22 protein-coding genes are annotated in these 25,290 nt (G+C 66.9%); 8 read left to right on the forward strand and 14 right to left on the reverse strand.

The genetic code is table 11. The features are described from left to right. Positions 1-100 precede the first annotated feature (100 nt). Positions 101-895 carry an AraC family transcriptional regulator gene (locus tag ACR4XJ_RS05280; RefSeq protein WP_434754220.1) on the forward strand — a complete coding sequence of 265 codons (795 nt, stop codon included), beginning with the start codon at positions 101-103 and terminating at the stop codon, positions 893-895. Positions 896-1,218: 323 nt separating this feature from the next. On the opposite strand, the gene glpK is transcribed toward ACR4XJ_RS05280, so the two are convergent. The 12 genes from glpK to ACR4XJ_RS05340 all read right to left on the reverse strand — a co-directional run bounded on the left by glpK (position 1,219) and on the right by ACR4XJ_RS05340 (position 14,806). Then, complete coding sequence (gene glpK, locus ACR4XJ_RS05285) at positions 1,219-2,712, reverse strand: glycerol kinase GlpK (RefSeq protein ID WP_434754221.1); 1,494 nt, start codon at positions 2,710-2,712, stop codon at positions 1,219-1,221. A gap of 83 nt (positions 2,713-2,795) precedes the next feature. Next, the gene (locus tag ACR4XJ_RS05290; protein ID WP_333507141.1) at positions 2,796-3,554 is read right to left on the reverse strand and encodes an MIP/aquaporin family protein; all 759 of its coding nucleotides are present in this window, start codon (positions 3,552-3,554) and stop codon (positions 2,796-2,798) included. Positions 3,555-3,933: 379 nt separating this feature from the next. Further along, on the reverse strand, positions 3,934-5,562 hold the full coding sequence (locus ACR4XJ_RS05295; RefSeq protein ID WP_434754222.1) for an FAD-dependent oxidoreductase: 1,629 nt from the start codon (positions 5,560-5,562) through the stop codon (positions 3,934-3,936). Beyond that, positions 5,559-6,521: a sugar-binding transcriptional regulator gene (locus tag ACR4XJ_RS05300; RefSeq protein ID WP_333507143.1), complete on the reverse strand. Its 963-nt coding sequence runs from the start codon at positions 6,519-6,521 to the stop codon at positions 5,559-5,561. Before ACR4XJ_RS05300 ends, ACR4XJ_RS05295 begins: the two co-directional genes overlap by 4 nt. A 350-nt stretch (positions 6,522-6,871) precedes the next feature. Then, on the reverse strand, positions 6,872-7,414 hold the full coding sequence (locus ACR4XJ_RS05305) for a single-stranded DNA-binding protein (protein WP_434754223.1): 543 nt from the start codon (positions 7,412-7,414) through the stop codon (positions 6,872-6,874). Between the two features lie 306 nt (positions 7,415-7,720). Continuing rightward, the gene (locus tag ACR4XJ_RS05310) at positions 7,721-8,095 is read right to left on the reverse strand and encodes a hypothetical protein (protein WP_434754224.1); all 375 of its coding nucleotides are present in this window, start codon (positions 8,093-8,095) and stop codon (positions 7,721-7,723) included. A 3-nt stretch (positions 8,096-8,098) separates the two neighbouring features. After that, positions 8,099-8,749, reverse strand: a complete 651-nt coding sequence (locus ACR4XJ_RS05315) for a biotin attachment protein (protein ID WP_434754225.1) — start codon at positions 8,747-8,749, stop codon at positions 8,099-8,101. Positions 8,750-8,779: 30 nt separating this feature from the next. After that, entirely contained in the window at positions 8,780-11,044 is a 2,265-nt protein-coding gene (locus ACR4XJ_RS05320) for an acetyl-CoA carboxylase carboxyl transferase subunit alpha/beta (RefSeq protein ID WP_434754226.1), read from the reverse strand. A 194-nt stretch (positions 11,045-11,238) separates the two neighbouring features. Continuing rightward, positions 11,239-12,657, reverse strand: a complete 1,419-nt coding sequence (locus ACR4XJ_RS05325) for a biotin carboxylase N-terminal domain-containing protein (RefSeq protein ID WP_434754227.1) — start codon at positions 12,655-12,657, stop codon at positions 11,239-11,241. Between the two features lie 108 nt (positions 12,658-12,765). After that, the gene (locus tag ACR4XJ_RS05330) at positions 12,766-13,272 is read right to left on the reverse strand and encodes a PilZ domain-containing protein (RefSeq protein WP_434754228.1); all 507 of its coding nucleotides are present in this window, start codon (positions 13,270-13,272) and stop codon (positions 12,766-12,768) included. Between the two features lie 54 nt (positions 13,273-13,326). Next, complete coding sequence (locus ACR4XJ_RS05335) at positions 13,327-14,061, reverse strand: OmpA/MotB family protein (protein ID WP_434754229.1); 735 nt, start codon at positions 14,059-14,061, stop codon at positions 13,327-13,329. Next, positions 14,051-14,806 (reverse strand): motility protein A, encoded by a 756-nt coding sequence (locus ACR4XJ_RS05340; protein ID WP_434754230.1) that lies wholly within the window; start codon positions 14,804-14,806, stop codon positions 14,051-14,053. Before ACR4XJ_RS05340 ends, ACR4XJ_RS05335 begins: the two co-directional genes overlap by 11 nt. A gap of 139 nt (positions 14,807-14,945) precedes the next feature. Between ACR4XJ_RS05340 and ACR4XJ_RS05345 the strand changes: the two genes are divergently transcribed. Together ACR4XJ_RS05345 and typA are read left to right on the forward strand one after the other, a co-directional pair. Next, positions 14,946-15,800, forward strand: coding sequence for a purine-nucleoside phosphorylase (locus tag ACR4XJ_RS05345; protein ID WP_434754231.1), 855 nt, complete (start codon positions 14,946-14,948; stop codon positions 15,798-15,800). 262 nt (positions 15,801-16,062) lie between these two features. Beyond that, positions 16,063-17,901, forward strand: a complete 1,839-nt coding sequence (gene typA / locus ACR4XJ_RS05350) for a translational GTPase TypA (protein WP_434754232.1) — start codon at positions 16,063-16,065, stop codon at positions 17,899-17,901. A 156-nt stretch (positions 17,902-18,057) separates the two neighbouring features. Here typA and ACR4XJ_RS05355 read toward each other — a convergent pair whose 3' ends face one another. Together ACR4XJ_RS05355 and ACR4XJ_RS05360 are read right to left on the reverse strand one after the other, a co-directional pair. After that, positions 18,058-19,428: a sigma-54-dependent transcriptional regulator gene (locus ACR4XJ_RS05355; protein WP_434754233.1), complete on the reverse strand. Its 1,371-nt coding sequence runs from the start codon at positions 19,426-19,428 to the stop codon at positions 18,058-18,060. A 10-nt stretch (positions 19,429-19,438) separates the two neighbouring features. Further along, complete coding sequence (locus ACR4XJ_RS05360) at positions 19,439-21,217, reverse strand: ATP-binding protein (protein ID WP_434754234.1); 1,779 nt, start codon at positions 21,215-21,217, stop codon at positions 19,439-19,441. 465 nt (positions 21,218-21,682) lie between these two features. Between ACR4XJ_RS05360 and ACR4XJ_RS05365 the strand changes: the two genes are divergently transcribed. The 5 genes from ACR4XJ_RS05365 (at position 21,683) to ACR4XJ_RS05385 (ending at position 25,192) form a co-directional block, all read left to right on the forward strand. Beyond that, entirely contained in the window at positions 21,683-21,811 is a 129-nt protein-coding gene (locus ACR4XJ_RS05365; protein ID WP_434754319.1) for an SHOCT domain-containing protein, read from the forward strand. A 33-nt stretch (positions 21,812-21,844) separates the two neighbouring features. Continuing rightward, positions 21,845-22,054, forward strand: coding sequence for a hypothetical protein (locus tag ACR4XJ_RS05370; protein ID WP_434754235.1), 210 nt, complete (start codon positions 21,845-21,847; stop codon positions 22,052-22,054). Positions 22,055-22,236: 182 nt separating this feature from the next. Continuing rightward, complete coding sequence (locus tag ACR4XJ_RS05375; protein WP_434754236.1) at positions 22,237-22,644, forward strand: periplasmic heavy metal sensor; 408 nt, start codon at positions 22,237-22,239, stop codon at positions 22,642-22,644. 87 nt (positions 22,645-22,731) lie between these two features. Continuing rightward, positions 22,732-24,630, forward strand: a complete 1,899-nt coding sequence (locus ACR4XJ_RS05380) for a heme lyase CcmF/NrfE family subunit (RefSeq protein ID WP_434754237.1) — start codon at positions 22,732-22,734, stop codon at positions 24,628-24,630. After that, a complete protein-coding gene (locus ACR4XJ_RS05385) occupies positions 24,623-25,192 on the forward strand; it encodes a hypothetical protein (RefSeq protein WP_434754238.1) in 570 nt (189 codons plus the stop codon). The genes ACR4XJ_RS05380 and ACR4XJ_RS05385 overlap by 8 nt, the downstream gene beginning before the upstream one ends. Positions 25,193-25,290: the final 98 nt, after the last annotated feature.

The following is a 25,290-nucleotide window of genomic DNA, read 5'->3' on the forward strand; positions in this document are numbered from 1 at the left end:
TGCTATCGACACGGAGACAAGATATGTCGGGAATACGCCAAACACTGTTTCCCGCTTCCCACGGCACGGAAAGGCATCCCGACCACCCCACGGACTGCGCATGACCATCCCCCGCCTCATACCGGACATCGCCGCCCTGCCCCGCCCGGTGTTCGCCCGGGCCGAATCGCTGGCCGCCGGGTCGTGGACCCATCCGCACAGCCACGGCTGGGTGCAGTTCACCTACGCCGTGCGCGGCGTGCTGGAGGTGCGCACCCGCCAGGGCAGCCACATGGCCCCGCCGCAGCGGGCCATCTGGATACCGGCCGGGCTGCCGCACGAGGTGATGACCAGCGGCCCGGCCGAGCAGCGCAGCCTGTACATCGACCCCGCCGCGCTGGCCCCGTTGTGGAGCGCCGCGCCCGCCCGCTGCCGGGTGGTGGAGGTCACCCCGCTGGCCCGCGAACTGGTGCTGGCCTTCACCCGGCTGCCCAGGGACTATGACGAGCGCGGCGCGCACGGGCGGCTGGTGAGGGTGCTGCTGGACGAACTGGTGGCCCTGCCCGAGGCCGGGTTGTCCCTGCCGCTGCCCGCCGACGCGCGTCTGGCGGCGCTGTGCGAAGCCATGCTGGACGCCCCCGGCGAGGACCATTCCCTGCCGCGTCTGGCCGCGAGGGCGGGCATGAGCGACCGCACCCTGACCCGGCTGTTCCGGGCCGAGACGGGTCTTTCGCTGCGCCAATGGCGGCAGCGGGCGCGCATGCTGGCCGCCCTGCCGGAACTGGAGCGCGGGCGCGGGGTCACCGCCGTGGCGCTGGAGATGGGCTACGACTCCACCTCGGCGTTCATCGCCGCCTTCCGCCAATTGATGGGCCGCACGCCGGGGGAATTCTTCAGCCACCAGCCAGAGGCGTAGCCGGTCCGCCTCCCGCCCACCGCTCCCGCCGCCAACACAGCCACTGCTCCCGGCAACGCGACACGCCGGGAAGGTTGCCCTTCCCGGCGTCGGTCATGCCTTGGCCGTGTCTGCGGCCTTGCTGTTCAGGGGCTGTTTCTAAAGCAGGATTTTCGTTCGTCGGCAAGGAAAACAAGCCTGCCATGAGGGAGTGCGGCAGCCGTTATGCGAGTTCACGAGCATTACGGATGGCGACCGCAACGCGTACTCTACTCGTATTTGACCGAAATGGCAGGCGAAGTTTGACGCAGCCAACGGGCGAAAAGACAATTTAGAAACGGTCCCTACTCCTGCGCCCAGGCCTTGGCCCGCTCCACGGCGCGCTGCCACTGGTACACCAGCTTTTCGCGGGCCTCGGCGGACATGTTGGGCTCGAAGCGGCGGTCCAGTTGCCACATGGCCTCGATTTCCTCCTCGCTCTTCCAGAAGCCCACGGCCAGACCGGCCAGATAGGCCGCGCCCAGCGCCGTGGTTTCCGTCACCTTGGGCCGTTCCACGGGCACGCCCAGCACGTCGGCCTGGAACTGCATCAGCAGGTTGTTGCGGGTGGCCCCGCCGTCGGCGCGCAGGGCCGCCAGCCTGATGCCCGCGTCCTTCTGCATGCAATCCATGATGTCGAGCGTTTGCAGGGCGATGGATTCCAGCGCCGCGCGGGCGATGTGGGCCTTGGTGGCCCCACGGGTGATGCCCACCATGGCCCCGCGCGCGTACTGGTCCCAATGGGGCGCGCCAAGGCCCGCGAAGGCGGGCACCAGGTACACGCCGCCGTTGTCCGGCACGCTCAGGGCCAGTTGTTCCACTTCGGGCGCGGCCTTGATGATGCCCAGGCCATCGCGCAGCCACTGCACCACCGCGCCCGCGATGAACACGCTGCCTTCCAAGGCGAAGTAGCGGCCCGAGGGGGTGGCCCAGGCCATGGTGGTCAGCAGGTTGTTCTTGCTGGCGTGCACTTCCTTGCCGGTGTTCATGAGCATGAAGCAGCCGGTGCCGTAGGTGTTCTTGGCCATGCCGGGCTTGAGGCAGGCGTTGCCGTAGGTGGCGGCCTGCTGGTCGCCCGCGTTGCCCGCGATGGGAATGGCCTTGCCCAGGAATTCCGGATGGATGTCGCCCACCACCTCGGACGAGCGGGTCACCCTGGGCAGCATGGAGCGCGGCACGCCCAGAATGCCCAGCAGTTCGTCGTCCCAGTCGCCGGTGTTGATGTTGAACAGCAGGGTGCGGCTGGCGTTGGATTCGTCGGTGGCGTGCACCTCGCCCTTGGTCAGGTTCCAGATGAGCCAGGTGTCGATGGTGCCGAACAGCAGTTCGCCCTTTTCGGCCCTGGCGCGGGCTCCGGGCACGTTTTCGAGGATCCAGCGCACCTTGGTGCCGGAGAAGTAGGCGTCGAGCACCAGGCCGGTCTTCCGGCGGAAGGTGTCGGCCAGGCCGCGCGCCTTCAGTTCGTCGCAGAAGCCCGCCGTGCGGCGGTCCTGCCACACGATGGCGTTGTACACCGGCGCGCCGCTGGCCTTGTCCCAGACCACCGTGGTTTCGCGCTGGTTGGTGATGCCCGCGGCGACCACCTGCGAGGCGTCGATGCCCGCCTGCTTCAGGCAGTCGCGCATGACCCACGACTCGGTGTCGAAGATCTCGTTGGCGTTGTGTTCCACCCAGCCCGGCTGCGGGTAGATCTGGGTGAATTCCTTCTGGGAAATCTGGATGATGTCGCCTTCGCGCGAGAAGAGGATGGCGCGCGAGCTGGTGGTGCCCTGGTCAAGTGCGAGAACGTACTTGGTCATGTCGTGCTACTCCCTTGGTTGGGGGGATTGCGGCACGGGCGGCACGGGGTTGGCGTCCCGGCCGCCCGCCGGGAACACCGATGCTAGGCGGCCTGGGCCTTGTGTACGGCGCCGGTCGTCCAGTCGTAGAGGAACGCGCCGACCGGGCCGCCGATGAGCGGACCGACGATGGGCACCAGCACGATGCCCGGCTCCATCAGGTTGGGCTGGGTGAAACCCGCCAGCAGGGCGAAGAAGCGCGGGCCGAAGTCGCGCGCGGGGTTGATGGCGTACCCGTGCATGGCGCCAAGGCTCATGCCGATGGCCACCACCAGCAGCGCCACCAGGATGCCGCCGATCCAGCCGATGTTGTTCTTGCCCGCAAAGTCGCCGATGGCCAGGATGCCGAACATCAGCACGGCGGTGCCGATGATCTGGTCGATGAAGCCCGGCAGGTAGGAGGTGGTGATGGCAGGGAAGGTGCAGAAGATGCCTGCGGTGCTGGCCAGTTGCGGATCGACGCCCAGCCATTTGGCGTGGAAGTCGGCGAAGACGATGGCCGCGCCGGCGAAGCCGCCCGCCACCTGCGCGACGGAGTACGGCAGCACCTTCTTCCACGGGAAGCGGCCGGTGGCCGCCAGCGCCAGGCTGACGGCGGGGTTGATGTGCGCGCCCGAGGGCAGACCGGCCATGATGCCGAACAACACGGCGAGACCCCAGCCGAAGGTGATGTTGTCCCAGGTGATGTTCAGGCCCTTGCCGAAAAGCACGGTCATGGCGACGTTGCCGGCGCCGAAGATGATCAGGACCATGGTGCCCATGAATTCGGACAGCATTTCCCGTCCCAGCGAAAGTTCCTTCATAGAATCCTCCTGATGGTACACCCTCTCATGAATGCACGGAGTACCCTGCGTTCTCCGCGCGAAGGTCGGCACCCTTGCGGGTGCGCGTCCCGCACCGTCCTTCCGGTCCCGGAGACCGGCCGACGGGCGGATTAGGCGGCCTGGGAGTCGCGTCCCTCCTTGCGACCCGCCGGGTCTGCACCAACCCGGAGATCCGTTGACGGTTCGTTACCCGCATGCGCGGCGGGCCGGGCCGCCTGTGCCATGTTCCGGACGACCGTCCGGAAATTCTGCCTTGCATGGCACAGTGACTGTCCCGCGGCGGCCCTTGCGCCGCGCGCCTTCCGTATCGCGGGGCGGGGCGCGCCGTGTGGCGCCCCCCTGCCCCGCGTGGCAAACCTTAGTCCCTGGGGGCGCGCCACCCCGCAAGATACGCGTCAAGGTGTTGCAGTTCCGCCTCGGTCCGGGCTGCATCCCAGCCGAGTTCGGCGGCCATGATCCGGGCCACGCCCGGCGCGGCCTGCAACGTGTGCTCCACGTCCAGCAGGCCCATGGGCAGGCGGCGCACCAGCACGTCCACCAGGCGCATGGCCATTTCGTTGCGCACGATAAAGGCCACTTCGGCCAGGATGTGCGGATGGTCCGGGTGCACCCGGTCACCCAGGTTCTCGTCCCGCGCGATGGCCAGCACCTGCCCGGCCTCGTCGCCGTAGATGCCGTGCAGCGCCTTGGCCAGTTCCGGCGCAACGCCGTATTCGCGCGCGATTTCCGCGTGGCCGCCGGGAATGAACCCCCGCGCGCCGATGACCTTCAGGTCGCGGGTGACGCAGGGGCGAGTCAGGTTCAGGCCGAAGGCCACGTCGGCGCGGTCCACGGTGTCCTGGGCCATCATGCGGTAGCTGGTCCACTTGCCGCCCGCGATGGTCAGCAGCCCGGCGGGCGAGACCTCGATGACGTGGGTGCGGGCCAGTTCCTGGGTGCTGCCCTTGCCGGGCGCGAACACCAGCGGCCGCAGCCCGCTCCACACCGCGCGCACGTCGCCCCGCGTGACCGGGCGCGACAGGTACTTGCTGGCGTAGCGCAACAGGTAGTCGATGTCGGCCACGTCGGGCACCGGGTCGTGTTCGGGGTTGGCGTGCTCGTCGGTGGTGCCGAAGACCACGTGGTTCTGCCACGGGATCATGAACAGCACGCGGCCGTCCTCTGTGCTGGGGATCATCAGCGACAGGTCCGGCGGGGTGAAGCCCGCCTCGAGCACGATGTGGATGCCCGAACTGACCTTGAGAATGTCGTCCGCGCCGGGATCGTCCATGCGGCGCACGGAATCGGCCATGGGGCCGGTGGCATTGACGATGCCCCTGGCGCGCAGGGTCCACGTCTCGCCGGTGAGCATGTCGCGCAGTTCCGCGCCGCGCAGCCGCCCGCCTTCCTTGACCAGGCGGACGACCTCGACGTGGTTGCAGCAGGTGGCGCCATGGGCGTTGGCGGTGCGGGCCAGGGCCACGGCCATGCGCGCGTCATTGAACTGGCCGTCCCAGTAGGTGACGGCGGCCTTGTAGTCGCCCATGCGCAGGGTGGGGAACATGCGCTCCGCCGCCCGCTTGCCCACGAACCTGCTGTGGCCGAGGCCAAGACGCCCGGCCAGCAGGTCGTACAGGGTGAGCCCGGCGAACATGTAGCCCGCGTCCTTCCAGGTGGGCACGGGCGTCAGCAGGCGCACCGCGTGGGCCAGATGGGGGGCGTTGGCCAGCAGAAAGCCGCGCTCGCGCAGGCCCTCGCGCACCAGGCCGAACTGTTCGCGGTCGCATTGCAGCACCGCCTTTTCCAGGTAGCGCACCCCGCCGTGCACCAGTTTGGTGCTGCGGCTGCTGGTGCCCTGCGCGAAATCGGCCCGATCGACCAGCGCGACATCCAGCCCGCGCGTGGCCGCGTCCACGGCCACGCCGCAACCGGTAGCCCCGCCGCCGATCACCAGAAGATCGAATTCGCGGCCGGACTTCAGTCGTTCCAGCAACCCTGACCTGTTCATGCATCTCCTCCATGTTCCCGATCGAGCAGGCGCAGCGCGGTGCCCTCGTCCGTGACCAGCACGTTGACGAAACCGCCGGTGAGCGCGGCCCTTATGATCGCAGTCTTGTTCTCGCCGCCCGCGGCGGCGATGGTCATCGGTATGGAGCGCACCTCGTCGAGGCTGGGCCCCATGAAGCAGGCGTTCATGGGGTGCTCGACGGGCACGCCGGAAGCGTCGACGAAGGTGCCGAACACCTCGCCGACGGCCGTGGTGCGCTGCAAAGAGCGCACGTCGTCCTGGGTTATGGCGCCGAGCACCGCGTTGGTGGCGTCGGAGGCAAGCTGGCCTATGCCGATGAGCGCCACGTCCACCCGCACCGCCCGCGCGTACACGGAGCGGAACAGCTCCTGCGACTTCAGCAGACGGCACGATTCAGGGCTGGGGGCGAACATGGGCGCGGCGATGTAGTAGGTCTGCGAGGCGGACAGCCGCCGCGCGAAGGTGGCCACTATCTCGTAGGGGTTGATCACCACGCTGTAGGGCAGGCCGCCGTACAGCGAAACCACGGTCAGCCCCTGGGCGGGCTTGCGCGGCACCGAGGTGGCGGCGGCGGCGACGGTGGTGCCCCAGCCGAGGCCCAGCGACGAGCCGTCGCGCAGCACCCCGGAAAGGTACTGGGCGGCGGCGTGGCCCAGGTTGCGGTTGAGCGATTTCTGCGAGGGCGGCGTGGGGATGACCACGGCGCGGCGCAGGCCGAAGGCGGCCTCCATGCTGCGCTCAAGCTCGTAGCAGACGGCCCGGTCGGCGTTGACCAGGATCTGCACGTAGCCTTCCTCGCGGCAGACCTGAAGCAGCCTGTTGACGCGCACCCGGCTGATGCCCAGCCAGTCGGCCACGTCGGACTGGGTCATGCCCTCGACGTAATAGGCCCATGCGATGCGGCTGAGCAGCGCGCGTTCCATGGGGTCGTGCATCATCTGCGTCTCCTGCCGCGCACGGCGGCGAAAGCAAGCCCCGCAGACCATGCGCGCATTCCCTGTTCCGTGCCCGGAAGCGGTGTGGACCACCGGCTTTCGTCATGGCGCGCGGTCTGCCCGGCACTTTTGTTCACAGACTGTACATATGTCACATTTCGGCGTCATGGCAACCAAAAATTGATATGGCGCACAGTATTTTTTGGCCTCAAAAAATCCCTCCCGCTATATCTGCAGGTTGCACCGCACCTGCCGAAAAAGCCCCGGCGACCGCGCGGGTCGCCGGGGCTGGGAATGCGAAGGGGCCGCCCTGCGGCGGCCCCGAACGAACAAGCTGGAATGGGGCGGTGTCCCTAGAACGGCACGTCGTCCATACCGCTGGCTTCGGAGGGGAAGGCCGGGCCGAGGTCCTCGTCCGCACCGCCGTAGGGGTCGCCCTGCGGGGCCTGATTGCGGCGCTGGCCGCCCTGGCCCCCTTGGCCGCCGCCCTGCCCCCCCTGACCGGCGGGCTGCTGATAGGACCGGCGGGGAGCGCCGCCGCCTTCGGCGGGCTGAGCGCCCGCGCCCTCGCCGCGCCGGTCGAGGAACTGGACGCGCTGGGCCTTGATTTCGGTGGAATAGCGGTCCTGGCCGTTCTGGTCCTGCCACTTGCGGGTCTGAAGGCTGCCCTCGACGAAGACCAGGCTGCCCTTGCCGAGGTAGTTGGCGCAGTTTTCCGCCGCGCGCTGAAAGACCACCACGGTGTGCCATTCCACACGGTCGACCTTGTTGCCGTCGCGGTCGGTGTACGATTCGTCGGTGGCGATGCGCAAGTTGGCGATGGGGGTGCCGTTCTGGGCGTAGCGCAGTTCGGGGTCGCGGCCGAGACGTCCTATGAGCATGACCTTGTTGAGCATATCTGTTTCCTTGCGATGGGCTGGCGTTGGCTGTGGCAGGAGGGAGGGCATGCCCTGCCCCTGTGGGGTGATACCGTGGGATGCGTTTTGTCGCAACCTCGGCGCTCGACGGGGGCGGACAGCGAAACGTGGCGATGCCCTGCCCCGGCCCGGCGTTTCTCCGCCCCGCTCTGCCCATGGCTCCCACTCCACAATGAAAAAGTTTGTGGGAGGGGAAGGGGGTCGGGGGGAAGGGGAGGCACTTTTCAAAGTGTCCTCCCCTTCCCCCCGTTATCTCTTCTGCCCTTTCAGGCTCTTGCTCTTTTCTTACTGCGCCTTCACCAACACCTTTTCGGCCTGATCGAGGGCTTCTTCAAGCTCGTCGGTGATGCGGTTGGCGGTACGGGCGTCCCATTCGGCGAGGGCGGCGTCCAGTTTGTCGCGCAGGGCCACGATGGCGGGCACGCGGTCGGCCAGGGCGTCGCGCACGGGGGCGTCCCACCCGGCGAAGCGCAGACCGTCGTCAAGGGCCTGCACCAGTTCCAGCACGCCGCGCCGGTCGGCGGGTCCCAGAATATCCCCGGCCACGGGCCGCACGAAGGGTTCGGGCCAGACAAGGGCCACAAGCAGCGGCCAGGCCTTTTCCACGTCCTCGTCGCGGTAGGTGGAAGCCCACACGCGCACCTGCAACACCTTGCCCATGGCTTACTCCCGTTCTTCCCACTCGGTCTGCACGCGGGCCACCACGTCCTCGATGAGGGACAGCTGGTCCGGCGGGCACACGCCGATGAGGGGTTGGCCCGCATCCACGTTCTCGTTGTGCTGGAAGTACACGGCGTAGATGACGCCGCTGGGGCCGGAATAGGCCAGCCCGGCCTCGCGCTTCATGCGCGACATGATGAACAGGTCCATGCCCTCGTGCAGCGAAACGGAGCGCGGGCCGGAAGCCTTGACCTTCTTGTCCACGTCGGGCGCGAAGTAGTACTTGGCGCGTTCCGGCGCGACGAAGAGGTGCAGGGCCTTCTTGAGGATGATGGCCAACACCTCGTCACGCGACAGGAAGTGGCGCAGCCGCACCAGGGGGGTGCCCGCCTCGACGAAGGTTCCTTCCAGATGGAGCAGCACTTCCTTGACTTCGCCCTTTTCCACGGCGTGGATGGGCTTCTGGTTGCGCTCGCGCTCGATAGTGGCGAGCAGCGTGCCCTTCTTTTCCTTCCACGTGCCGGAAGGCCCGATGACCCGGGCGCCCTCGCGCACGTCGGCGAACGTGACCACGCCGGTGTGCGGCGCGGTGACGACGATCTCCTCGTAGGGAGACGCCTTTATCTCATCCAGCAATTGCGTGATGTCGAACACTGTCTCACCTGTTCCTTGCCGTGGCGCGGGCTACCGGTAGTAGAGGTTGCGGCCGCCCATGGTCAGAAGGGCCTGCTTCAGGTTGACGCGCGCGTCGCGGCGGTCCCAGATCCCCTGGATGTGCCCGCGCGACAGGGCGCGATAGGCCCGGTGGTAGTCCGGCGGGATGTCCACGCCCGTGGTCTCCTTGATGACGCCCGGCCCGGCGAAGCCGATGTTGGCCGAACGGATGGAGAACTGGTAGGGCGAGCAGCCGAGGAAGCTGGCCAGCGGCCCGGCGTACGAGTTGGTGTCGTACAGCACCAGGTACAGGCCCCCGGCCTCGATGTAGCGGCGCACGGCCATGGTGCAGCGGGGCATCTGGATGACGCCGTTGGTGCCTTCCTGGATGCGGATGCCGGCGGTGCCGTGCACGTAGGCCAGGAAGGGGTAGCGCTTCTTCTTGGCGCGCTCGGCGGCCTGGACGAACTTCTCGCCCTCGGCCGCGCCCACGGAACCGCCCCGGAACGGGGCCACCAGCATGGCCACCACCAGCTTCACGTTGTCGATGCGCGCCTCGAAGGTGACGCAGCCGCTTTTCAGGCCGGTCTGTTTCTTGGCCTGCTCCAGCTTGACGTCGAAGCCTTCAAAACCAAGAGGATTGCCCGCCTCGATCTCGGCGTTGAACTCGAAGATGGAGCCCTCGTCGAACACGTTGTGCAGATACCACTGGTATTCCATGGGAAAGTGGTGACCGCAGTAGGTGCACACCCCGGCGAATTCGCCGAACAGGTCGGGAGCCCACAGGTCGAGGCAACCGTGGGTGGCGGCGTTGGGGCAGGTGATGGCGCGGTCTTCCTTGGCGCGCGGGCTCACGTAGCTCCAGTTGCCGTTGCGCTGGCCCTCCTCGTCCCAGTCGGACAGGGTGGTCAGTTCGCGCTCGGTCTCCTCGCTGCTCTGGCACGAGCCGCCGGGCAGGGCGCAGGTTATCTTGCGCCACGGGGCGGCCACCTTCTCCATAAGCACCTGGGCTTCGGCCTCCACCTCTTCCACGAGGTAGGCGATCTTCTGCTGGTGCTTACGCAGCAGGTCGTACTTGAAGTAGGAGTAGATGTCCCACCAGGCGTCCCAGCCCATGTTGGACAGCTTGCGCAGCACGGGACGCCTGTCGCGCGCGGCGTTGCGGGCCAGGCGGTTGAACTTGCGGTGGCGGCGGCCCACCAGCCGGTCCTTGGCGGACGCGGACAGGCTCCAGCGCACGTACATGTTGTCGAGGTCCATGGTTTCGGCCTTGCCGCGGCGGCGGCGCAGCACCATGGCCCGGAACGGGGCGAAGCCCTTCACGCCCAGGATCACCTCGTCCGTGGCGCGGATGATCTCCTGGCGCAGGCCCCGGAAGAAGTCGTAGTGGTACGGGCGCGCGCCGAGGGGCGGTTCCGTCACCACGTGGTCGATGTAGCCCATGCGCAGGTTGTCTTCGGCCGTGATGCGCAGCTGCTGGGCGCACTTTTCAATCAGTTCGGGCGCGGCGCGCTGCCCTTGGCGCAGGCGGCCCTCGATGGCCGCCCCGCCTTCGGGCGAGATGACCGAGTAGTACCCGTGCGAGAGCATCAGCCGCCGGTCGGCCAGGCCGATGGCCTCGGCCCCGCCGGAGCCCCCTTCGGAAAACACGGCGATGACCGGCACGCGCAGGCCCGCCATTTCGTACAGGTTGCGGGCGATCTGCTGGGCCGCGCCGGGGTAGTCCTCCACGGGGTAGGAGCCGGGCGTGAAGACATAGGTATGGATGGGGATGCCTTCGGTTTCCGCGACCTTCATGTACTGAAGGGCCTTGGCGTTGCCCCACGGCTTCACCGAGCCGCCGTTGCGGAATTCCTCTCCGTGGCCCTTTTCCTGCCCGATGACCAGCACCGGCTGGTTGATGGTCTTCTTGCCGCTGCGCCGGGTGATGTAGGCGCGGGCGATGAGCATGGAGGGGTCGATGGAGTGCTCGTCCTTGCCGCCGATTTCGGTGAAGTTGTCGTAGACGTTTTCCAGGATGTCGCGCAGGCAGATGCGCTGCGGGTGCCGCACGATGCGCACCTTGTCCATGGGCGTCAGTTCGGCTTCCAGCTTGCGCTCCACGAAGTCGAACAGGTCTTCCAGGGTGGTCAGCGCGGCGTTTTCGTCGCTGATGGAGCCCTCGGACAGGCGCAGGTTGAATTCCTGCAACTTGGATTCGAGGAGCGCGATGTTCTCGTTGTGCTTTCCGCCGAACACGTCGCGGATGTATCCCAGACGTTCGGCAAGGTGCTGCGTTCTCTTTTCGGTATCCATATGTCGCTTCCCCGCAGTTCCGGCGGGTTCGGGTAGCATGCTTGGCGGAGGGCGTTCGCGCGCCGGTGCCGGGCGGGCGAAGGCTGCCGCGTGTCCGCCCGTGTGCGCGGCGGACGGCAAAGGCCGGGGCCGGGCCGCGTCGCGCCGCCCGCAAGGGGGCCGGGACGACGGAGCCGGAAACCGGCCGGGCGCGTCTAGAACTTGAGGATGCGCCCGGTATTGTCCCGCAGGAACCGGACGTTGGAGCGCAACGGCTCGCCCGCGTTGTTGGCGCCTTCCAGCACCAGCGTGTCGAGGAATTCCACGCCGCGTTCCCTGGCTTCCGCAAGGTCCTTGCCCCAGATGATGGCCAGGGCCAGGTTGGGGTCGAACTCGGTGGGGATGTCGTAGGGGTCGTCGCTGGGCACGTGGGTGTGCATGGCCAGCCAGGGGCGCTCGGGCCAGCCGAAGCCGTCCACGCGGCCCACCCACGGGGTGAAGCGGTTGTCCGGGTCTTCGGCGATGAGGCGGTATTCCACGCCCACGCCCTCGAAGGTGATGTCCTCCTGCCCGTAGCCCAGCGGTTCGCCAAGGCCGATGCGGATCTGCTCGGCGATGAGGTCCACGCCCTTCTGCCCGCGCACGCGGGCGATGGTGGCCGACACGCCGTTCTCCACCTGGATGCGGGTGTTCACTTCCATCAGGAAGGGGCGGCCGTCGCGGGTGACGATCCATTCCCAGGTGCCCACGTTGTCGTAGCCCACCTTGCGGGCCATGGCCAGCGAGTGGTTGGTGATGTCGCGCAGCACCTGGGCGGCGTCGAAGCCGTATTCGATGGACGAAGGGTCGAAACCGGGGGCGATTTCGACGCGCTTCTGAAGGCCCGTGGACTGGATGGAGCAGTTGCGGGTGCCGAAATGCACGGGGTTGCGCCCGCTGCGGTCGGACACCACCTGCACTTCCAGGTGGTTGAAGTCGCGGATGCGCTGCTCGATGAGCACGCCCTCGTCCTTGAACTGGCGGAGGGCGTAGTTGCGGATGCGCCGGTACACCGAGCGGAAGAGGTCGATGTCGTACACCTCTTCGATGCCCATGCCGCCGCCGCCCGCCGATGCCTTGACCAGCACCAGCGGCTTGCGGATGCCCTGCTGTTCCTGGAACTCGAACAGGCTCTGGGCTACCTTTTCCGCTTCCATCTCGTCGTAGATGGGCCGGTCGGAACCGGGCACGGTGGGCACGCCCAGGCTGCGCGCAAGGCGCTTGGTGTTGATCTTGTCGCCCAGTTCGCGGATCACCCGCCACGAGGGGCCGATGAAGATGAGCTTTCTGTCGCGCTGGGAGACGCGGCGGGCGAAGCGGTAGTCTTCGGCGAAAAAGCCGTAGCCCGGATGCACGGCGGTGGCGCCCGCATCGTCGGCGACGGCCATCAGTTCGTTGGCGTCATGATAGGAAGAGACGCGGCAAAGGCTCTTGTCGCCACCCAGTTCGCGGGCGATGCGCACATGGCCCGACGCGGCGTCCTCCGCCGTGTACACGCACGTGAAAGCCAGGCCCAGCTTGCGGCAGGCCTGAACGATGCGAATGGCGATTTCCCCTCTGTTCGCCACCAGCACCTTGTGGTCTTTCGTCTGCACCAATGTCCCTCGATATGGTTGTTACATTTTCATGGGCCGCACGACGCCACCGCGACGCCGGAACGTCGCGCACCGCTGCACGGGCACCCTCATGCCCGCGCACGGCCGTCAGGCGTCCAGTTCCGTCCCGGCGGCGCTGTCCACCGTGAACCCGGTGGAACCGCCCGCGCCGGTGGAGGCGGCCCCGCTGTCGCGGCGCTGCCCGGCGGCCTGCGCATCACGTTGCTCGGATTCCGCCTTGCGCTGGGCGATCATCCGCTTCTGGACCTCGAGGATCAGCTTGTCCAGGCGCGATTCCTGCCAGAAGTCCGGCGAGGCGAATTCGCAGCCCACAAGGCCAGTCCCCCCCAGCCGCGCCACCCTGGCGGGCAGCGAGGTGATGTAGGGCCTGCCCAGGATCAGCAGGTCGATCCGAAGGTTCTCCCCTTCCGAGAAGGCGTGGCCGGGGGCATGCAAGGCAATGCCCACCGCGCTCACGTTTTCCACGGGGAACGTGCCGTCCTTCCCCGTCACGCTGGCTTCAAGGCCGGGCACCGACGTGCGGTAGGCCCGGCGTTCGCCCTCGTGGTCCGAGGGCAGCATGAAATCGAAATCCTCAAATTCGTCGTGTGTCATCGCCATCCCCGGCCCCCCCGGTTGTGTACAGGGTCGTGGAGCAGGTCCCCCGCGTCATTTGGTCACCCTGCGTTCCAGCATGAATTCCACGCGCCGGTTGCGCGCCCGGTTCTCTTCCGTGGTGTTCGGGAACAGGGGGTCTAACTCACCAAGCCCGGTGGCTGTCAACCGCTTGGAGTCGATGCCCGCTTTCAGGAAATAGCGTAATACGCTCACCGCGCGCAACGAAGAAAGTTCCCAGTTATCCCGGAACCTTGACGTTGGGCTGGGTTGCGAGTCGTCCGTAAACCCCCGGATGTTTATGGACTGTTCCTTCTTGCGCACGAACAGGTCCGCCAGCGGTTTCAGGTAGCGTTCGGCCTGGGGGTTCAACTCCGTCTCGCCGGGGGCGAACATGACTTCGGCGGGAATGCGCAGGGTTATGACCCCCTCGTCGAACACCGCGCCGATGACGCCCTCCATGCCGTTCCTGGTCAGGTAGGTGCGCATTTCCGAATAGGTGTTGCGCTGGGCTTCGACGATCTGGCGTTGCAGCCGCACGGTTTCCAGCAGCGCGCCCGAATCCTCGCTGCGCACCGCCGAGGTGGTCAGTTCCGTGTCCTTGCCGCCGAACACGGTGCGCACGGCGTCGAAGGTCTCGGTCACCCTGGCCTTGTCGATGGTGGACAGCGCAAAGAGCAGGATGAAGAAACACAGCAGCAGCATGGACATGTCGGCAAGGGTCGCCAGCCACTCCATGGGCGGCTCGTCCTCTTCCACTTCCATGTCGAGTTCGTCGTCATCTGCCATCCTTGCGCTCCTTGGGGGGCAGGAACGAGGAAAGCTTCTCGTACACCAGTCTGGGGTTGTTGTTCTCGAGGATGCACTTGGCCCCCTCGAAGATGATCAGCAGGTGCAGTTCTTCCTGCATGCTGCGCGCCTTGAGCTTGCCCGCGATGGGCAGGAACAGCAGGTTGGAGAGCAGCGCCCCGTAGAAGGTGGTGATGATGGCCACGGCCATGGCCGGGCCGATGGAAGAGGGATCGTCGAGCGAGGCCAGCATCTGCACCAAGCCGATGAGCGTGCCGATCATGCCGTACGCGGGCGAATAGCCGCCCAGCCGGTTGAACACGCTGATGGACACGTTGTGCCGCCGCTTCATGGAGGCGATTTCGATGGACACGGTGCCCCGGATCAGGCCGGGGTCGGCGTTGTCGGCGATGAGCTGGCAGGCCTTCTTGATCAGGGCGTTCTCGGTCTGCACGTTCTCCAGCGCGATGAGCCCTTCGCGGCGGCTGATCTCGGCGATGCGGACCATGGTGTTCACCACGTCCTGCGCCTGTACCCGCTTGGTGCCGAAGGCCTTGAAGCCGCCCCGCACGGCCTGCATCACTTCTTCAAGGGGAAAGGTGACCAGTATGGACGCCGCGGTGCCCCCGAACACGATCATCACGCTGGGGATGTCGAAGAACTTCCCCGGCTCCGGCCCCATCAGAATGGCGCTGATGACCAGGCCGAAGCCCGTGAGCACCCCGAAAAAAGTTGCTATATCCATAGGTTCGGCCTAACATCCCGCCTGTTCGCTGTGCTGCGCCGCCAAGTCCCCCCGGACGCGAACGCAGGCAGTGCGGACCGGATGGACCGGTCTGGTGGCCCCCCACCGTTCACGCACAATCAATAATGTCGGTGATTTTATGCAAAACCCGGAAAATGTCCAGAATTCCGTATCCGTTATCGTCTCCGCCATTTCCGGCCAGACCGGACACGCGCCCCGCCCCCGCGTGGGCGTGGTGTGCGGCACCGGCCTTGGCGGCCTGGCCGACGCCCTGAACGCGCCCGTTGCCCTGCCCTACGCGCGGATACCGGGCTTTCCGCAGTCCACGGTGGCCTCGCACCAGGGGCGGTTCCTGTTCGGGCGCATCGGCGGGGTAGAGGTGGTGCTCCAACAGGGGCGCTGCCATCTGTACGAGGGCTACCCGCCCGAAGCCGTGTGCATGGGCGTGCGGGTCATGGCGGCGCTGGGCATCGAAACGCTGGTCATAACCAACGCGGCGGGCGCGCTGAACCCGCGCTGGGACGCGGGCGACCTGATGCTGATCACCGACCACGTCAACTTCACCGGCCACAGCCCCCTGACCGGTCCCAACCACGACGCCTGGGGGCCTCGCTTTCCCGACATGAGCGCCCCCTACGACGCGGCGCTGGGCCGCATCGCCATGGAAGAGGCGGCGCGCCTCGGCGTGCGGCTGGAACGCGGGGTGTACGCGGGCGTGCCCGGCCCGCAGATGGAAACCCCGGCGGAAACCCGCATGTACCGGCAACTGGGCGCCGACGCCGTGGGCATGTCCACGGTGCTGGAGGTGATTGCCGCGCGGCACATGGGGCTGCGGGTGCTGGGCATTTCGTGCCTGACCAACAAGAACCTGCCCGACTGCATGAAGGAAGCTCCGCTGGAGGAGGTCATCCGCGTGGCGGGCGAGGCCGGGGACAGGCTGACCCGGCTGGTGGCGGCGGTGGTGGAGAGGGTGCAGGGGGGGTATAGTCATTAGGTTGCATTCCTTAATCATACCTTCCCATCGACACACGCTTGCCACCCGGCACGCGTAGGTGTATGGAAGCCCTCCGCGATACGCCGTGACCGGCATCGCATGGCCCCTCGCCGGGCTCCGCCGCAAGGTCACCGCGCCGTCGCCCCGCCCCGCCTCCCCGCCGCATGCGGGAACGCGTCTTCCCATCCAAGCCACCAGCCGCGCCGGGCCAGAGGCCCTGCCCCGCCCGTGGCCGAAGCCCATCCCGCCAGGAGAATTTCCCTTGAGCACCGCAGTGCACAACGACAGGTTGCGCAACGTCGCCATCATCGCCCACGTCGACCACGGCAAGACCACCCTCGTGGACGCCATGTTCCGCCAGAGCGGCGTGTTCCGCGCCGACCAGCAGGTGGACGACCGCGTCATGGACCGCATGGACCTGGAACGCGAGCGCGGCATCACCATCGCCGCCAAGAACTGCGCCGTGACGTGGCAGGGCGTGAAGATCAACATCATCGACACCCCCGGCCACGCCGACTTCGGCGGCGAGGTGGAACGGGCCCTGTCCATGGCCAGCGGCGCCATCCTGCTGGTGGACGCCTCGGAAGGCCCCCTGCCCCAGACCCGCTTCGTACTGCGCAAGACGCTGGAAGCGGGTCTGAAGGTTGTGGTGGTGGTCAACAAGATCGACCGCAAGGACGCCCGCCCGCAGGAAGTGCTGAACGAGATCTACGACCTGTTCATCGACCTCGACGCCAACGAGGAACAGCTGGAATTCCCCGTGCTGTACGCCATCGGCCGCGACGCCGTGGCCATGCACGGCCTGGAGGACGAACGCATCGACCTCACCCCGCTGTTCGAGACCATCGTGCGGGAAATGCCCGGCCCGCTGCACGACCCGGCCGAGCCCTTCCAGATGCTGGTGGCGGACCTGGCCTATTCCGACTACCTCGGCCGCATGGCCGTGGGCCGCGTGTTCCACGGCTCGGTCAAGGCCAAGGAAACCCTGGTCTGCATCGACGAGGACGGCAGGGAAAACCCCCTGCGCGTCACCCGGTTGCAGGTCTACGAAGGGCTGCAACTGCGCGACGCCGAAGAGGCCGAACCCGGCGACATCGTGGTGGTGGCGGGCATCGAGGACGTGAAGATCGGCGACACCATCTGCACCCGCGAAGCCCCGCGCGCCCTGCCCCGCATCCGCGTGGACGAGCCCACCGTGGCCATGCGCTTCACCATCAACACCTCGCCGCTGGCCGGGCGCGAAGGCAAGCTGGTGCAGTCCAGCAAGATCCGCGAACGCCTGCTGCGCGAAGCCCTGTCCAACGTGGCCATCCGCGTGGAGGATTCCGAGGAGCGCGACAGCTTCATCGTGAAGGGGCGCGGCGAATTCCAGATGGCCATCCTCATCGAGACCATGCGCCGCGAAGGCTTCGAGCTGTGCGTGGGCCGGCCGGAAGTCATCATGCGCGAAAAGGGCGGCGAACGCCTGGAACCCATCGAACACCTGTACGTGGACTGCGACGAGGTGTTCATGGGCGTGGTCACCGAAAAGCTGTCCATCCGCAAGGGGCGCATGACCAACTGCGCCAACAACGGCACCGGCCGGGTGCGGCTGGAGTTTTCCGTGCCCTCGCGTGGGCTCATCGGCTACCGCGACGAATTCCTTACCGACACCAAGGGCACCGGCATCATGAACTCGTACCTGGAAGGGTACGAGCCGTATCGCGGCGACTTCCCCACCCGGTTCACCGGCTCGCTGGTGTCCGACCGTTCGGGCAACGCCGTGGCCTACGCCCTGTTCAACCTGGAGCCGCGCGGCGAAATGTTCTGCGTGCCCGGCGACCCGGTGTACGAAGGGCTGATCTGCGGCGAACACAACCGCGAGAACGACATCGACGTGAACCCCACCAAGGAAAAGAAGCTCACCAACATGCGCGCCTCGGGCAAGGACGAGAACGTCATCCTTACCCCCGTGCGGCCCATGACCCTGGAGCGCGCCCTGCACTTCGTGCGCGAGGACGAGATGGTGGAGGTCACCCCCCAGTCCATCCGCCTGCGCAAGACCATCCTGGCCGCCCAGAAGCGCTACCAGATGGAAGCCGCCAAAAAGAAGGGCAAGTAGTCAGGGGGAACGCAACTGCACGGCGGACGGCCGAAAGGCATGCCGCAACGAAATGCATGGCGGCCGGAATCCGAAAGGGTTCCGGCCGCCTTTCGTTTGCGGGTGGCGACGCGCATTGTCTCGGCGAGGCAGGCGGCGGGCAGGCCCGCGCGCCCTTCACTGGTCCTCGTCGGCGTAGCGGTTCAGTTTGGCGTGCAGGGTCTTGCGGGTGATCCCCAGCCGCCGCGCGGCCTCGCTCTTGTTGCCTTCCGATGCGTCGATGGCGTCCAGTATGGCGGCCCGCTCTATTTCCTCCAGCGTCATGCCGTGGAACCGGGGGGCCGGGCACGGCTCGTCCCCGTCCCCTCCCGCGATGTTCTGCGGCAGTTCCCGCTCGCTGATGTATTCCCCCACCAGCAGCACCACGGCGCGCTCCACGGTGTTTTCCAGTTCGCGCACGTTGCCGGGCCAGCCGTGCTTGAGCAGCCTGTCCATGGCCTGCGGCGTGAAGCCCTTCACCGGCTTGCCGTTCTTTTCGGTGAACCTGCGCAGAAAGTGCCCGGCCAGCGGGGGAATGTCCTCCACCCGTTCGCGCAGGGGCGGAATGTGCAGGGTGACCACGTTGAGCCGGTAGTACAGGTCCTGCCGGAAGCGGCCCGCTTCCACCTCGGCCTTGAGGTCGCGGTTGGTGGCGGCCAGGATGCGCACGTCCACCCTGAGCGTCTGGTCGCTGCCCACGCGCTGTATCTCGCGTTCCTGGATGGCGCGCAGCAGCTTGGCCTGCATGGGCAGCGACGTCTCGCCGATCTCGTCGAGAAAGATGGTGCCCCGGTCCGCGGCCTGGAAACGCCCCTCGCGCCGCCGCTCCGCCCCGGTGAACGCACCCTTCTCGTGCCCGAACAGTTCCGATTCCAGCAACGTTTCCGACAGGGCCGCGCAGTTCACCGTCACGTAGGGCCCCTGGCCGCGCTGGCTGTTGGCGTGGATGGCCCGGGCGATGAGTTCCTTGCCGGTGCCCGATTCGCCGGTGACCAGCACCGTGGCCTCCGACGGGGCGATGGTGGCCAGCATGTCCATCAGCCGGTGCATGGGCGGGCTTTGCCCGATGATGCCCGCCGGATCGAACGAGGCGGCCAGGGTGGTCTTGAGCGCCGCGTTCTCGTCGCGCAACGCGGCGTGGTCCAGCGCGCGCTCCAGCGTCAGGCGCAGTTCCTCGAAGTCCAGCGGCTTGGTCAGGTAGTCGTAGGCCCCGGACTTGATGGCGTCCACGGCGGACTCCACGTTGGAATACGCCGTCATGATCAGGATGGGGATGGCCGGGTTGTAGGCCCTGATTTCCCGCAGCGCGCCGATGCCGGACAGTTCGCCCATGCGCAGGTCCATCAGGATGAGGTCGAACGGGCTTTCCCTGCACAGGGTGACGGCGGTTTCGCCGTTTTCGGCGCTTTCGGTGCGGTAGCCCCAATCGGCCAGCAGGGTCTGCAACATGTTGCGGTGCGTGGCGTCGTCGTCCACCACCAGCAGCCGCGTTCCGGGTGTTCTGGTCATGCCGCCTTCCTCACGCGGGCCGCCGGAGCGGCAGCGATATGTTCACGGTGGTGCCCCTGCCGGGCTGGCTCTCCACCTTGATGGCGCCGCCGTGCCCTTCCACCACCCCGTGCACGATGGCCAGCCCCAGGCCCGTGCCGGAGGGCTTGGTGGTGAAATAGGGGTTGAATATCTCCGCCAGCACGGCCGGCGGCATGCCCCGCCCGGTGTCGGCCACCTGAACGTCCAGTCCTCCGTCCTGCCGGACCGCGGCCGACACCTCCACGCGCCCGCCCGGCGGCGTGGCCTCCACCCCGTTCAACAGCAGGTTCAGTAGGGCCTGGGTGAACCGTTCCGCGTCCAGGGAAACCGGCGGCAACGCGGGGTTCGGCACGAAGCGCAGTTCCACGCCCCGCGCCGCCGCATCGGCCGTGGCCAGGCGCACGGACCGTTCGATGACCCGGTCCACGTGCTCCTCGCGCAGGTCCGGCACGCCGGGGCGGGCGAACTCCAGCAGTTCCGAGACCACGCGGTTCAGCCGGTCCGCTTCCTGCACGATGAGCTTCGCCGCGTCCCTGCCCTTGTCCTCGTCCCGGAGAAGCCCCGCGAGATAGGTGGCGAACCCCTTGATGGAACTGAGCGGGTTGCGGATCTCGTGGGCCACGCCCGCCGCCAGATTGCCCAGCGCGGTAAGCCGTTCGTTACGCCGCACCTGGTCCTGCAGGCGCTTCACCTCCTCCAGGTTGCGCAGGATGAACAGGTGGCCCAGGAACTGTCCCTCTTCGTTGACGATGCGCGAGGCGCTGAGGCTGGCGGGGATCGTCCTTCCCTCTTCCGCCACCAGCTCGCATTCCCGCTCGATGACGGGTTTTCCTTCGGCAAGGTCGGCGCAGGCCGCCTGCCAGTCCACCCCCCACCGTCCGTCAAGGACGGTGCCCTCGATCCGCTGGCGCGCCAGCCCCAGCATGTCCGCCACCGGGGCGTTGGCCAGGGTGATCCTGCCTTCCGCGTCGCTGGTCAGCAGCCCCACGGGCAGGTGGGTGACCACCTCGGACGCGAAGGCGCGCGCGTCCTGGAGCAGGCGGCGCGACAACCGGTAGTTCTGGGCCCAGAACAGCGAGATGAACCCGCCGAAGCCCAGCGTGCCCACCAGCAGCGCCACGATGACGGTATTGCGGAAGTCTTCGGCCAGCGCCTCTTCGAACGGGGCCACGGCAAGGCCCACGTAGATGTCGTGGCGGCCCGTCCCGCCCGCCGCGCCCCACGGGCGAAGCGGCGAAGCGGCGGAGCCGTCGTCCCCGCATCCGGCGCCGGGGGCATGCCCGGAATCGTGGAACAGCGGTAGCGAGGGTGCGAAAATCTTGTACACCTCGAAGACCTTGCCCCCGGGCGTTGCGATGGCCCGCCATTGCCGCTCGTCCGTCACCTTCGGCATGCCCCCCTCATCGGCCCCGTGCAGCGGCTGGCCGATCCGCGCCCTGTCGCTGTGGGCCTGGACGACGCCGCGCGCATCGGTCACCGCCATGTACGCAATGCCCGGCTGCTTGGCGGTTTCCTCCAGCAGCGCCTGCAAGTGCCCGCCGCCGCTGCCTTTCCCCATCCATATCCGCGTGCCTGCCTCCAGCGCCCAGACCAGGGCCTCCGCCCGGTCCATGAGGTTTTGGGATATGTGCCGCCTTTCACGCTGGGTGTTGCGCACCGCAAGAACTGCCACGGCCAAGGCCAGTATGATGGCCATGCCCACCACCAGCCACGGGGAAAGCCGAAGCGCCGCGCTTTTCCGGCCGGGCACGTCATGGTTCAACGTCATCTGGCCCTCCTGTCGAGGCAAACATGTAACCTTTTTACCCGCATCGTCCACCCCACCTGTAACCCAATTCCCCACCCCGGCGGGGCCGGAGCAGGCGAACGCCCCCCGAAACCAATAAAAAACATCTTTTATTACATGGTATTATATAAAATTCGCGTGTCTGGCACGACTCATGCTTTACGGGATGCATTGATCGGAAAAACGGCTTACGCCAAATGTGCCGCGAACATCAGGCCACCATAAGAAACTTCATACCGCCATAAAATGTGCACAAATACATTGATGTAATGCGGTTAGTACAAGAATATGCCATTTGAAACGTCAACCTGAAAGTATGCACAAGACAGAAAAATGAACACATACGATTGTGAATCATATTTCTTTCCTCATCATGAATTCGGAATGCATGGATATGCTGCATATGCAATCGCTGCACTGATCATTCTTGTTTTCGCATATGCATTCATGCGCACATCATCCCGTCGGTCAGGAAGCGCATCGGACAGTTCCGATTCCCTGAAAATACTCAAGGAACGGCTGGCCCGTGGAGATATAACCCTTGAAGAATACAACACATTGAAAAATGTGCTCTGATATATTCACGCAACGCAAAGCAAGGAGAACGACATGTTCGAGTTCATCAGGAAGATCGCGGCGGCCTTCGCCATCACCGCCGCCATGGGCGGCGCGCTGATCCTCGGCGACATCGGTACCGCCAGCGCCTTCAACACCATGCACGGCCGCACCGACATGACGCTGTCCACGGGCACCGGCACGGACGCCGGATACCACAACGGCCACGGCTACCCCGGCGGCCATGGCGGATGCAGTTGGTAACAACGGCAACATCGGCGGCAGGGCCTCGCCCGGGGATTTCCCACCCCCTTTCCTGCGCGCCTTCCGCACCGTGCGGGAGGAAATGAGCGCGAGACCACCCATTCCAGGGCCTGGCACCCCTTTCCGCCACAACAACCACCTTCTTCACGAGGAACGACATGAAAAACGCAAGGAAGCGCCTGATGCCCCTGGCAACCGCCATGGCGGCTCTGTTCACCCTGTTCGCCCTGTCCGCCACCGGGTTCGCCCAGGGACACATGACGGGCGGCCACATGTACTACGGCCTTTCCGCGGAACAACAGGCCGCGGCGCAGAAGATCCACGCCGAGCACTACGCGGCCACGGCCCCGTTGCAGCAGCAACTGTACGCCAGGCAGGCCGAACTCGACGCCCAGATCTACGCGCAGGGCGGGGACGACAAGAAGGTCCAGTCGCTGACCAGGGAAGTGGGCGATATCCGCGCCAAGCTGTACGCCGCACAGGTCGACCTGCGCCGGGCGCTGGCCAAGGCCGGCATTCCGGCCACGGGTATGGGCGGTATGGGCTGCGGCATGATGGGTGGCGGCATGGGGCCGCACCACTCCATGTAGCCACGGAACCAAGGCCAACGATAAACGGCGGGGCGCAGTGCGTCCCGCCTTCAGCATGTCCGGATTTTTCCGGATATCGGAGGATGGATGTATCTTCTGGCGAATGGGGCGCTGTCCATCGCCCTGCTTCTCGTTATCCTGGCGGCAGGATTCGCCTGCCTGGAGGCCTGGAACGGCCGCGACCGGGGCCTGCCGTGGCTGGAACGGGCCAACCTGGGCACCGCGTCCCTGGTGATCCTTGCCTCCGCCGTGTTGCTGCGTGCGCTGGTGCTGCGCGATTTCTCGCTGGCCTACGTCGCCCAGTACACCGACACCACCCTGCCGCTGTTCTACACCGTTACCGCATTCTGGGCCGGGCAAGCGGGGTCGTTGCTGTTCTGGGCGCTCTCCATGGCCGCGGCCGGGCTGCTGTTCATGTTTTCCCGCTCCTACCAGGACCTCGCACCCCGCACGCGCACCCACTTCTGGCTGTTCTTCCTGGCGTTGCAGGCGTTTTTTCTGCTGCTGCTCACGGGACCCAGCAACCCGTTCGTCAGCCTGGACAGCCCCCCGCCGGACGGCCAGGGGCTGAACCCGCTGCTGCGCAGCGTCGGCATGATCCTGCACCCCCCGCTGCTGTTCGCCGGGTATGCGGGCTTCGCCATTCCCGCCTGTCTGGCGCTGGCCTCCACCATGGCCGAAGAGCGCAGGCGCTGGGTGGACATCGCGCACAACTGGAACATCGCCTCGTGGGCGCTGCTGACCGCCGGCATCCTGCTGGGCGGGTGGTGGGCCTACATGGAACTGGGCTGGGGCGGCTACTGGGCATGGGACCCGGTGGAAAACGCCTCGCTGATCCCGTGGTTCTCCGCCACGGCGCTGCTGCACACCATGCTGGTGGAGCGGCGGCTGGGCGATTTGCGCCGCACCAACGTGTTCCTGGCCTGCCTCAACCTGCTGTTGTGCATCTTCGCCACCTATCTGGTGCGCAGCGGGGTGGTGGAATCGCTGCACGCCTTCGGCGAAGGCGGCGTGGGCAGGCCGTTGCTGCTGGCCATGATTTCCGGCATGGCCATCAGCCTGGGCGCGCTGGCCGTGGGCTCGCAGGGGCGCAAGGACGGCGAGGATGCACACCCCGCCAGCAGGCGGGGCGCCGTGGTGCTGCTGGTCTGGCTGCTCTCGGCCCTGGGGGCCGTGGTGCTGCTGGGCACCATCTGGCCGGTGATCAGCCAACTGTGGGAAGCCAACCCCGTAGGGGTGAACCAGGGCTTCTACAACACCATCTGCCTGCCCCTGTTCACGGCCATGGCCATGCTGCTGGCCGTGGCGCCGTGGCTGGGCTGGACCGGCGGGGTGCGGCAGCCCGGCGCCCTGCTGGCCGTGGCGGGCACGTGGTGCGCCATCCTGGCCGTCGGCTGGTGGTCCGGGGTCGATCCGCTGCTGTCGGTGGCGGGCGTGGCGTCGGCCGCCGCCGTGACCGTCTCGTGCGTCCTGCTGGCGCTGCAACGAAAGGGCATCGCCCGTTCCCGGTGGTTCCTGGGCAGCCATGGCTCGCACCTGGCGTTCGCGGTCATCGTCCTTGGCGTGGCCGTGTCCGGCCCGTTCCAGAAAAGCCACGAAACCCCGCTGTCGCCGGGAGAAAGGTTTTCCTTCGGCGGCTACGACTTCGTCTACGTGGAAAAACGCCAGCGCGAGACCCCGGAAATGGCCATCGACGAGGCGGTCATTTCCGTGACCAGGGACGGCAAGCCGCTAGGGCAGCTCACCCCCCAGAGCCGCATCTACCGCAACTACAACCACCCCAGCAGCGAGGTGTCCATCCTGTTCAGCCTGGGCGAGGAACTGTACGCCACCATCCACGACCTTGAAAGCGACCGGGTGACCCCCCTGAAGGTGAACATCAACCCCATGGTCAACTGGGTGTGGATCGGCAGCCTGGCCATCTGCCTGCTGCCGTTCTTCGCCCTGCGCCGCAGGGGCGCCGCGCAGGAGGGCTCCGATGAGTAACCCACGGGAAAACGACCTGAAAACGACCCCGCGCAAGTTCGTGCTGCTGGTGGTGGCCGTGTCCGTGGCCGCGATATTCCTGGCGGCCTTCCTGCGAGACCCCGCGGCATCCCGCCGGCAGGGGGGAACCCAGGCGCGCCAGGGTGGCCCGGACGCAACCCAGGTGGCGGCGCTGATGAAAAAGGTGCAGGAGAACCCCGGCGACAAGGAAGCCATCTTGGAACTGAGCGAACTGTTCAGCCGGGCCAAGGACTGGCCCAACGCCGCCATCTTCTGGGGCAAGGCCATCGCGCTCGATGCGGGCAACACCAGCTCCTACTTCCACCGGGGTCACGCACTGCTGGAACTGCAACGCTTCGACGAGGCGCTGGCCGACTACGGCGCCATCGTCACCCTGAAGCCCGACGCCTACGTGGCGCACTATTACATCGGCATGATCCAGAAGTACGAAAAAAACGCCCCCGAGGTGGCGCGGGAGCACTTCCGGAAGGCGCTGTCCCTGAATCCCAAGGACAAGGGACTGGTGGCGGAACTCAACAAGGAACTGGCCAGCCTGAAATAACCATGCGCCCGGCGTGGCCGGCCCCCACGGGCAGGCCGCGCCGGGCCATGCCGGCGGCCGCCCGCGCGGGGTGCCGCCCCGCGGTTGCCCGGCGCTGT

Source organism: Nitratidesulfovibrio sp. D1 (assembly GCF_051133415.1).
GTDB lineage: Bacteria > Desulfobacterota > Desulfovibrionia > Desulfovibrionales > Desulfovibrionaceae > Cupidesulfovibrio.

Excerpts from the sequence above, each read along its gene's own strand:
- ACR4XJ_RS05335 (WP_434754229.1), bottom strand. The coding sequence starts at position 14,061 with ATGGCAGATGACGACGAACTCGACATGGAAGTGGAAGAGGACGAGCCG.
- ACR4XJ_RS05370 (WP_434754235.1), top strand. The coding sequence starts at position 21,845 with ATGTTCGAGTTCATCAGGAAGATCGCGGCGGCCTTCGCCATCACCGCC.
- ACR4XJ_RS05385 (WP_434754238.1), top strand. The coding sequence starts at position 24,623 with ATGAGTAACCCACGGGAAAACGACCTGAAAACGACCCCGCGCAAGTTC.
- ACR4XJ_RS05360 (WP_434754234.1), bottom strand. The coding sequence starts at position 21,217 with ATGACGTTGAACCATGACGTGCCCGGCCGGAAAAGCGCGGCGCTTCGG.
- ACR4XJ_RS05380 (WP_434754237.1), top strand. The coding sequence starts at position 22,732 with ATGTATCTTCTGGCGAATGGGGCGCTGTCCATCGCCCTGCTTCTCGTT.
- ACR4XJ_RS05320 (WP_434754226.1), bottom strand. The coding sequence starts at position 11,044 with ATGGATACCGAAAAGAGAACGCAGCACCTTGCCGAACGTCTGGGATAC.
- ACR4XJ_RS05355 (WP_434754233.1), bottom strand. The coding sequence starts at position 19,428 with ATGACCAGAACACCCGGAACGCGGCTGCTGGTGGTGGACGACGACGCC.
- ACR4XJ_RS05310 (WP_434754224.1), bottom strand. The coding sequence starts at position 8,095 with ATGGGCAAGGTGTTGCAGGTGCGCGTGTGGGCTTCCACCTACCGCGAC.
- ACR4XJ_RS05295 (WP_434754222.1), bottom strand. The coding sequence starts at position 5,562 with ATGAACAGGTCAGGGTTGCTGGAACGACTGAAGTCCGGCCGCGAATTC.
- ACR4XJ_RS05300 (WP_333507143.1), bottom strand. The coding sequence starts at position 6,521 with ATGATGCACGACCCCATGGAACGCGCGCTGCTCAGCCGCATCGCATGG.
- glpK (WP_434754221.1), bottom strand. The coding sequence starts at position 2,712 with ATGACCAAGTACGTTCTCGCACTTGACCAGGGCACCACCAGCTCGCGC.
- ACR4XJ_RS05330 (WP_434754228.1), bottom strand. The coding sequence starts at position 13,272 with ATGACACACGACGAATTTGAGGATTTCGATTTCATGCTGCCCTCGGAC.
- ACR4XJ_RS05290 (WP_333507141.1), bottom strand. The coding sequence starts at position 3,554 with ATGAAGGAACTTTCGCTGGGACGGGAAATGCTGTCCGAATTCATGGGC.
- ACR4XJ_RS05340 (WP_434754230.1), bottom strand. The coding sequence starts at position 14,806 with ATGGATATAGCAACTTTTTTCGGGGTGCTCACGGGCTTCGGCCTGGTC.
- ACR4XJ_RS05305 (WP_434754223.1), bottom strand. The coding sequence starts at position 7,414 with ATGCTCAACAAGGTCATGCTCATAGGACGTCTCGGCCGCGACCCCGAA.
- ACR4XJ_RS05345 (WP_434754231.1), top strand. The coding sequence starts at position 14,946 with ATGCAAAACCCGGAAAATGTCCAGAATTCCGTATCCGTTATCGTCTCC.
- ACR4XJ_RS05365 (WP_434754319.1), top strand. The coding sequence starts at position 21,683 with ATGCGCACATCATCCCGTCGGTCAGGAAGCGCATCGGACAGTTCCGAT.
- ACR4XJ_RS05280 (WP_434754220.1), top strand. The coding sequence starts at position 101 with ATGACCATCCCCCGCCTCATACCGGACATCGCCGCCCTGCCCCGCCCG.
- ACR4XJ_RS05375 (WP_434754236.1), top strand. The coding sequence starts at position 22,237 with ATGCCCCTGGCAACCGCCATGGCGGCTCTGTTCACCCTGTTCGCCCTG.